This is a genomic window from Pseudoalteromonas sp. P1-26 (assembly GCF_001401795.1).
Classification (GTDB): domain Bacteria; phylum Pseudomonadota; class Gammaproteobacteria; order Enterobacterales; family Alteromonadaceae; genus Pseudoalteromonas.
Window position 1 is genome coordinate 22,418 of sequence record NZ_LKDX01000044.1, and the last position, 9,240, is coordinate 31,657.

The following is a 9,240-nucleotide window of genomic DNA, read 5'->3' on the forward strand; positions in this document are numbered from 1 at the left end:
GCTTATCCCTCACTTACCATTATTTCTTCGTCATCTAACTCTAAGAGGTACTTTTGCCCATCGCCGGTAATGACCAACTCATTTGACGATTTAGCTTCTTGAATAATTTCACTGGCTAATTCATCCAATAGAATAACTGAGTTTTTGTCGTGCTTATTTGGGCGATAGCCATTATTAATATTCATTAACAACGCTAATAAGTTGATGTTTATTGGCAAGGTAAATTTTGTGTTTTTCAACTTGAGTCGCGCATTAAAAAAAGCACTACTCGATGTTGTATTCAACTTAACTTCGGCTAAATCCATTGATAAATCAGCAGGAGCAGCCACTTGGTACTCGCCAAAATCTGACAGTAAGAAGTACTTCTTACCTAGTTTAGGTGCGTTTCTATTTATGTAAGTTCTAATTGCTGCAATTAATATTTCGCGATAAAAAGCTTTTATTTCACTTTTTTGCTCTGGTGTATCTTTGAAATCTTTATGGAGCTGATAAATTTCAATGTATTTATCAATCAAAGTAGCACTGAAGTCAGGTTTGAATTGTTTATGGAAGTCGTTAGCAAAATCTTCATATTTAAGAACATAAAACAACCTTAAATATTGCGCACCGGTATTTAAACCACAAATTCCAAAGGTTTGAAGAGCATCTTTAAATGCCTGGAATTCTTCATTTGGCAAGTTTAAGTCATAGGCAAGAATAAAACGGTCGATTTCTTTTGTTCTTAAGTTTGCAGGATCAAAATCTTCAATCTTATTTGCAAGCTCATTGTCACCGCCTGCAAATAAGTTATCAAACAAGTAGCCATCTGAAACCAAAAGTTCATGAATAAAATCGAGTAACGCACGCGCAGTTAAAAACTGGTCTCTCATTAATCTCGCTTTAAATAGTAAATCAACAATTACGCGTTGTACTGATGGGATACTCAGAAGCTCAAAGTTTGTGATAATACGTTGTGAGCCAAAATCATTTAGTTGTTTTTCTTTTTCGACTAGTTGCCTGATTATATTGTCATTTGGCTGGGTAATTCGCTCTAATAACTTTTGCGCAAATTCTGAGTCGTAGCCATGCACGTGGATTGCAAACTTAGGATAATCTTCAAAGTTAATAAAGATAATGTCTTCAGTTATTGATTTACGATCAGTTAAGTAGCGAGCTATAACAGCTTTAATATTTTGATCTTTACCTTCCTCTGCATAATTGCCCATCATGCCTGCATTGATGCCTACAACAAGAGGTGTTGATCCTTGATTGAATTTTTCAAAGACTTTGTCGAGGGTTTCAATAGCAGTACCTTGAGGATCAAAGCTATGAGTAGCATCTAAGTGGAAGTTAATTCGTTGACCGTATTGTTGCTTTGCTTTGGTTAATAGTTCTGATTTACCATCACCACTACTACCACATAAAAATAGAATTTTTTTATCATTTGCACCAAAGCTCGAAATAGCTTTATTTACTGCTATCTCAATTGGCATTTGGATGTACAGGTATGACTTGATTTCATCAAGTAGAGACTGACGCTGAGCGTTTCTTTCTGTAGAAACAGCGTAAGGTGAAGACTTTGATAAAACGCTGAGTGCTTCTTTTAAGCGCATAAACTAAATCCTGTTACTGCGGCTTAAATGAATAAACCGCTCCATGGTTATTTCTTGATACTAAATGACGAGCCGTTAAGCCAGCATTAAGTTTAGGAACAATCTAGCATGAATAACCATGAAAAATATAGGTTTTTTCGATGAATGAAATAATAACTCTAATTTATTGAAGAGGATTTTAGTGCGGAAATGCACTGCAATGGGATACAATCAGTTTTCAAGTTTTGTTTTATCAGACTAAAGAACTATCAAAAACTTGAGCAATTTTTAAAAATAACCACGTGTTATTGAGCTTTAAGGATATCAAGCTCTATGCAAATACCTAATATTGAATTTCATCTCCCGATTAGGCGGTTACTGGAAGCAGTAGCCACTTCAAACGTGGAGATAAAATATGAAAAAATCGCGCTCATTAAGGCGTCATCATTACGCTAGATTAAAGAGTAAAGTTGTAAACCAAACTTACTTTGGTCATAGCAAAAACGATTGGCGTTGTGCACTTGAAAACAAAATTGGTTTTTATGCTAACACTGCAAAGTGCACTTCTTCGGCACTTAGCTCAAACCCAAGAAACAATAAATGGAATTCAAAAAAGCATCAATTAACGCTGCAAGAACGCAGAAGTGAACTTGATGCAAAAGAGTTTAATTACTAAAGCTAAAAGGTCGGCAATTGCCGACCTTTTTTATTATTTGCGCTAGAGTTAAGCAGCCAAACGACTATATCGTTCTTCTGTGCAGAATGGCGTTTAGCCATGTTTCTGTGGCACGCTCAGGGCGTTGATCGGCGCTTTGCCATGACTTGAGGATAAACAGGTCGGTGCCTTTAATAATGCTCTCAAGGGCTTGTTCGTTTAGGTCGGTAAATTCGCGACCGTTGTGTTCGCGCTCGCCGTCGCCGTATTTAAACGATACATACACGATGCCTTGTGGCTTTAATGCGCGGGCAAGGTTATTGAATGCGTCGGTTAAATCGTTTTTTGCTACGTGAATAAGGCTTGCGCAGCACCAAATGCCGTCGTATTTGGCAACGTCGTTTAGCTCTAGAAAGCCGCTTACTGCTACGTCTTGGTTTAAGTATTCTGACGCCAGCTTTGCCATAGCTGGGCTGATATCGAATGCATCTACGCTATAACCACGCTCTTTAAAGATGAAAGCGTCGCGGCCAGAGCCACAACCGGCATCGAGTAAAGCGCCTTTTTTTGGGATCAGCGGTAAGAACTCGTCATAAAGTTCATTGAGGTCTACATCGAGTGTGGCATCGACAAATGCTTGCGCATTTTGGTTGTAGTATTCGACGGTTTTGGATGCCATTTTACTTCCTTTATATTGGCAAGATTGCTTGGCGCTAAAATACCATTAAAGCTAGGTAACGCAAAGGATGAAATGTGATTTTAGATGCTAAGAATCAACGCTTTTAGAATGGATATTAGAAGTTAGTTGGAGAGAGGAAGAAGGTTGTAGTTACGAGGTGCGAGGAACGAGATGCGAAGGACGAGGTGCGAGGGACGAGGTGCGAGGTTTTATACTTTTAACTCAACAACATTGCACAATTGGCAATTTGCTAGCACTATTATGTATTAAGAAGACTTTAGTCTGAGGTAAGCATGCACGACAAGCAAACTCATTGCCAGCCAACAGGTTGCAATAACTGTAAAGACAAATTAGAACTTGGTTTTGATTTTACAATGGCTTTTCAGCCAATTATTGATTGCACCGATAAACATATTTTTGGCTATGAGGCTTTAGTTAGAGGGCCTAATAATGAGTCGGCTTATTCTGTTATCTCACAAGTTAACGATGAGAACCGTTATACCTTCGACCAGCTTTGTCGTATTAAAGCTATTTCGCTTGCAGCTAAGCTGAAGCTTGATTCTATTTTGAGTATTAACTTTTTACCTAACGCGATTTACAAACCTGAGCGCTGTATTAGAACAACCCTTGAAGCTGCTAAGCAATATGACTTTCCGGTAGAACAGATTATGTTTGAGTTTACCGAGGTTGAAAAGGTTGAAGACAGTACGCACATCAAACGTGTTGTTGAGTATTACCAATCACTCGGGTTTATTACCGCAACCGACGACTTTGGCTCTGGGTACTCAGGTTTAAATTTATTGGCTGATTTTCAGAGCAATATTATTAAGCTCGATATGGAGCTGATACGCGATATTCATTTAAATAAAGCACGACAAATCATAGTGAACCATTGCATTGCTATGTTTGAAGAGCTCAACATCACTGCCCTTGCCGAAGGCATTGAAACAGTTGAAGAGTATCAATGGTTGCGCCAAGCCGGCGTAAGTTTAATGCAAGGGTATTTCTTCGCTCGCCCAGGGTTTGAGAGCCTACCAGAAGTTGATTTTAGTAAGTTGGGGTAAGTCCGAGTAACGAGAATCGAGTTGCGACAAAACAAGAGCTTTCAGCCGTAAGCCCTCAGACGCATGAAGACATTAGGTGCTAGGTGCTAGGCGCTAGGACGCGATGTAAAATCGCTGCTACCTCGCATCTCGCATCTCGCATCTCACATCTCGCATCTCGCATCTCGCATCTCGCATCTCGTAACTTTACTCTTCCCCCTTGTAGCTTGTAGCTTGTAGCTTGTAGCTTAAAACTTATAACTCGTACCTTGCTAACTTCTTCCAGTATTTAATCGTATTTGTATTATAAATTTTTATTTAGGATGCTAGGCTGAATATTCTTTAAGCATATTGAGAAAGGATAATGATGTTTTTACGCATACTGTTAGTCTCAGCACTTGTTTTATGGTCTTCTGCAAGCCTAGTCTCTAAAGAGCAGGCTCTTAGTTTTGATGCTGAGTTAAGCAATTATCAATACGACTTACCTGTACAGTTTTTTAATTTTTCGTCACAAAATACGCCATTAAAAATGGCTTACTCTTACCTTAAATCAAGTAATAATATGCCAACCGTTGTGCTCATGCATGGCAAAAACTTTAACGGTCATTATTGGACCAATACTGCCAAATACCTTAATAGCAAAGGCTATGGTGTATTGATCCCAGATCAAATTGGTTTTGGTAAATCATCAAAGCCTGCCGATTATCAATTTTCGTTTGCTGTATTAGCCAATAACACTCATCAGCTAGTGTCATCTTTAAATATTGAAAACCCTATTGTACTTGGCCACTCAATGGGCGGCATGCTAGCAAGCCGTTACAGCCTAATGTTTTCTAGCCAAGTTAGTAAACTCATTTTGCTAAACCCAATTGGTTTAGAGAACTATTTAAATTATGTGCAATACAAAGACACCGATTTTTTCTTTAAAAATGAATTGGCTAAAACACCTGAAAAGGTTATTGCTTACCAGAAGAAAAACTATTACGACGGTAAATGGAATAGCTCTTACGAGCAATTAACCCATTTTATTAGTGGTCAAATTCAAGGCCCTGATCATAAGCATATGGCGTGGGTTAATGCTAAAACCTACGATATGATTTTTACGCAACCCGTCATAACGGAGTTTGATCAGTTAAACATGCCTGTGTCTTTAATTATAGGCACCCGCGATAGAACAGGCCCTGGCCGCAATTGGAAAAAAGCAAATGTTGACCATGAGCTTGACCGTTACGATAAATTAGGCAAAGCCGCGGCAAATATGATCCCAAAATCGCAATTAATTGAATTAGACGATATTGGCCACCTACCTCACATCGAGGATTTTGAACGCTTTAAAGGTGCATTAGACAAAGCGTTATCATTTTAATTTTGGTCGCGCGAAACAAGTTTCACGCCTACGGTGTAACAGCGGTTTTATCCCGCGTCATCAGGTGCTAGGTTCTGGGTGCTAGGCGCTAGGACGGGATGTTAAATCGCTGCTACTTGTTCGGCGTTAAAACGCCTCCTACATCTCGCAACTTTCTCCTCGCATCTCGCAACTTTACTCTTTCCCCACTTTTAGTACCGTTTTTGTGAAAAATAACAACTTATTCGTTGATGTAGTTACAATTTATCTGTAACTTGTGTCGCCCATTTCGCTACGCACGACTATAATATTAAGCGAAATCAACATTTTCATACTAAATACTAGGGATACACAATGAAAAAACTTCCTATTGCATTGGCTCTATGTGCTGCTTTTGTGTCTGCAAACACAATGGCAGAGGTTCGCATAAACGGCTTTGCTTCTATTGTTGGCGGTAAAGCCCTTGACGACGACGCTACTCTTTACGGTTACGATGACGATATTTCGTTTAAAAACGAAAGTATGTTCGCATTACAGCTTTCTGCAGATTTACAAGAAAAGCTGAGCGCTACGGCACAAATTGTGGCGCGTGGTAGTGATGATTTTGATGCTGAATTTGAATGGGCTTATTTAACTTATGAGTTCAGCGATGAGCTACAAGTAAGTGCTGGTAAAATGCGCGTGCCTTTTTACCGTTATTCAGACTTCTTAGACGTTGGTTACACTTACCGTTGGGTTCGTCCGCCGCAATCTGTTTATAACCTTCCATTTTCAACGTATGAAGGCCTAAGCCTGTTACATAACACGCAATTAGGTGATTGGGATTCAACCGTTCAAGTTATTTACGGTAGCTTCGATGGCAACATTGCTGTGGTATCGGTTAATGGCGATACAGAGCTTAATGATATTGCTGGTATCAACTGGACGATGAGCTATGACTGGTTCAGTGCTCGTGCTGCGTACTTTGTAGCTGATACAACAATTGCAATTGAAAACGACACCGATGCAGGTGTTGCACTTAATGGCCTTGAGCAAACTCTTCGCGCTGCGGGCTTTGTTGATCAAGCAGATGATATTGCGGTAGACGAAGATGATGGTTCTTTCTTCGCTGTGGGCTTTTCAATTGATTACAACGACATTTTGTTTGATGCGGAATACACTGAGTTTGAAGTAGAAAACAGTGCTCTTGCTAAACAAACTCAATACTACACGTCTGTTGGTTACCGTATGGATGAGTGGATTGTGCACTTAACTTACGAAAATAACGACGACAAACACGATAGCAATCGCTACAACGCGCTACCTGCAGTACCTGCTTTAAACGCGGGTATTAATCAGGTGCTTGAAGGCGTTAGAGCAAAAAGCAATGTGTATACCATTGGTACTCGTTATGACTTCCACCCATCTGCTGCATTAAAAGTAGATTTCAGCCGCTTTAAAGATGACATTTCAGATACAGAAACCGACGTTGTTGCTGTTGCTGTTGATTTAGTTTTTTAATTGGAGCTCATGATGAAAAAATTATTAATCGCTACAGCAATGACTCTTTGCTCGCACGCTGCATTTGCTGAGGTTGCTGTTATTGTAAATCCTGCAAATGGCAATGCTATTGATGAAGGAACAATCAAAAAGATTTACCTTGGCAAGACAAAATCGTTTGACGATGGCACTAAAGTAAACCCGGTAAACCAAGACGGCAACAGCGTAAGCGATGAGTTTAACGATAAGGTGGTTGGTAAGTCGGGCAGCCAGCTTAACGCTTATTGGTCAAAACTGGTATTTACCGGTAAAGGTACGCCACCTGAGAAACTAGCAAACGATCAAGCTGTTATTGATTTTGTTGCAGCCAACGGCGACGCCATTGGTTATATCGATGCAGCAAAAGTAACTGATAAAGTTAAAGTAGTCGGTACTTTTTAAGTCTTTACTTTCATTAATAAAAAACCAGGCAATTTAAATGTGCCTGGTTTTTTATTCGCTTAAATTACTCAATTTTAAATTTAGCTGTGGCGTCGAGCAACGAATCAGAAAGGTAATGAAGGTTTTTCGCGACATCACGTACCGCCGACAATGAATCCATTGTTTCTTCAAACGACATATGCATATTCGACACGTTCTCAACAACCATACTAGCAACTGATGTTTGCTCTTCGGTGGCTGCGGCGATTTGCGAATTCATACCGTTAATTTCTAAAATCTGCTCAGAGATTTTATCAATCGATTGCCCTGTATTTTCTGCTGCTTCGGCATTGTTTGTAGCCATATCACGAGCCGAATTCATAGCATTTACCGCATGGCTTGCTGCGGTTGTCAAAGTTGAAAGCAGCTCCCTGATTTCGTTAGTTGAGTGCGACGTTCTTGAGGCAAGCTCACGTACTTCATCTGCTACAACCGCAAAGCCACGGCCTTGTTCACCTGCACGCGCAGCCTCAATAGCCGCATTTAAAGCAAGCAAATTGGTTTGCTCTGCAATCGAGGTAATTACGTTTAAGATTTGAGTCACATTTTTAGTGTCATTTGCCAGCTGGTTAATTGTTGATGCCGCTTGGTTAATCTCATCACTTAATGTTTTTGACTCAGTCACAGAGCGCTGTATTTGCGTTCTGCTTTGCTCAACTTCGCGCTCGGCTGTTTGTGCAGCTTGTGATGCATTTGCCGCTGAATGAGAAATATCAGCAACACTTTGACGCATTTCTTCCATCGACTGTTTAACGATTTCGGCATCTGATGTTTGTTTGGTTGTTGCGCGCTCTGCACGTTCCATACCTTGTACAAGTCGCGTTGAGTTCTCCATTAATGGTTCACAAACCGCTATTACCTCAAGTACCGCAGCTTTTAACAGCTGTATAAAAGCATTAAAGTTAATTGACACTTGGCCAATTTCATCTTTAGCGTGAACTTCAAGTTGCGTACTTAACGAGCCTTTACCGTCAGCTAATAGACGTAAGTTATTTGCCGCAGCACTTGCTGATGAGCCAATTCCTCGAGCAATCCAAATTGAGGTAGCAATAAGCAGAATCAGTGACACTACAGACACAATAAGCATTAAGTTTAGTGCATTGTCTGAACGGGCTTTAGTTGCTTGCACTAGTTCAAAAAAGCGGTCGTCTGCACGGGTTTGTGCACGTTTAAATCCCGCTAAAACAGCCTCATATTGCTGTGTTTTTTGCTGTGCTTGCTGCTGAATTTTACTAAAGTCAGCAGTGCCATCGATCATTGAAGTGGCGATCATCGACGAGGTTTGTGCATAAAGCTCTAATTGTTTTTTGGTATCGGCATGCACATAGCTGTCGTTAATGCTGATGATGTTTTTTAGATTTTCATTAATCTTTTTATACGTTTGTGAAGCACTATCGACTAAGTCTGACTCACCAAACGTGACTGCTTGAGTGTATAACTCATCTAGTTTTTCGAGTAATGCTACATTTTCTGAAGTAAGTTTTACTACCTGATAAGACGACTTTTCTAACTCGTCGAGCGAGATTTTATTGTCATTCATCGCGATATAGTTCGTCACCACGATAATGACAAATGCCGTTATGGCAATGCATGTTATAGCGTGTATTTTTTTTGTGATGCTCAAATTGTTGAAAGAAATACCTGCAGACATTGAATCCACCTTTGTTGTCATATTACTTAGTATTATCGCCTGATTTCCCTAAAGTATTAACTATATTTATATATTTTCAGGTTTTTTTCGTAATTTGTTCTGTTTGGAGGAGGTCTTGTAGGAGGTACTTCAGTGCCGAACCAAAAATAAATAAGAGCGTTCAGCCTTCAGCTCTTAGACGCGCGAAACAAGTTTCACGCCTACGAATGAAACATGGGCGCTAGGTGCTGGGGTCTGGGCGCTGGGTGCTAGGACGCTATATGAAATAGCTGGTTTCTAGTCGTTAGACGTCAGATATTAGATGTCAGGCGTGCTGCGGGGTTGGTTAGTTCGAATG

Annotated in this window: 8 protein-coding genes; 5 read left to right on the forward strand and 3 right to left on the reverse strand. The window is 40.0% G+C overall.

Annotated features, from left to right (window positions below; all coding sequences use genetic code 11):
• Positions 1-2 precede the first annotated feature (2 nt).
• Positions 3-1,592 carry a DNA phosphorothioation-dependent restriction protein DptF gene (gene dptF, locus AN394_RS17290; protein WP_055022123.1) on the reverse strand — a complete coding sequence of 530 codons (1,590 nt, stop codon included), beginning with the start codon at positions 1,590-1,592 and terminating at the stop codon, positions 3-5.
• Between the two features lie 394 nt (positions 1,593-1,986).
• Here dptF and AN394_RS17295 point away from each other — a divergent pair, with 394 nt between their 5' ends.
• Complete coding sequence (locus AN394_RS17295) at positions 1,987-2,247, forward strand: hypothetical protein (protein WP_055022124.1); 261 nt, start codon at positions 1,987-1,989, stop codon at positions 2,245-2,247.
• Positions 2,248-2,311: 64 nt separating this feature from the next.
• On the opposite strand, the gene AN394_RS17300 is transcribed toward AN394_RS17295, so the two are convergent.
• Positions 2,312-2,905, reverse strand: coding sequence for a class I SAM-dependent methyltransferase (locus AN394_RS17300; protein ID WP_055022125.1), 594 nt, complete (start codon positions 2,903-2,905; stop codon positions 2,312-2,314).
• A gap of 293 nt (positions 2,906-3,198) precedes the next feature.
• Between AN394_RS17300 and AN394_RS17305 the strand changes: the two genes are divergently transcribed.
• The 4 genes from AN394_RS17305 (at position 3,199) to AN394_RS17320 (ending at position 7,213) form a co-directional block, all read left to right on the forward strand.
• Positions 3,199-3,969 (forward strand): EAL domain-containing protein, encoded by a 771-nt coding sequence (locus AN394_RS17305; RefSeq protein ID WP_054563209.1) that lies wholly within the window; start codon positions 3,199-3,201, stop codon positions 3,967-3,969.
• A 343-nt stretch (positions 3,970-4,312) separates the two neighbouring features.
• On the forward strand, positions 4,313-5,314 hold the full coding sequence (locus AN394_RS17310; RefSeq protein ID WP_055022126.1) for an alpha/beta fold hydrolase: 1,002 nt from the start codon (positions 4,313-4,315) through the stop codon (positions 5,312-5,314).
• 333 nt (positions 5,315-5,647) lie between these two features.
• Positions 5,648-6,793: a porin gene (locus AN394_RS17315; RefSeq protein ID WP_055022127.1), complete on the forward strand. Its 1,146-nt coding sequence runs from the start codon at positions 5,648-5,650 to the stop codon at positions 6,791-6,793.
• Between the two features lie 12 nt (positions 6,794-6,805).
• Entirely contained in the window at positions 6,806-7,213 is a 408-nt protein-coding gene (locus AN394_RS17320) for a hypothetical protein (RefSeq protein WP_054563206.1), read from the forward strand.
• A gap of 64 nt (positions 7,214-7,277) precedes the next feature.
• Here AN394_RS17320 and AN394_RS17325 read toward each other — a convergent pair whose 3' ends face one another.
• Positions 7,278-8,903: a methyl-accepting chemotaxis protein gene (locus tag AN394_RS17325; RefSeq protein ID WP_055022128.1), complete on the reverse strand. Its 1,626-nt coding sequence runs from the start codon at positions 8,901-8,903 to the stop codon at positions 7,278-7,280.
• Positions 8,904-9,240: the final 337 nt, after the last annotated feature.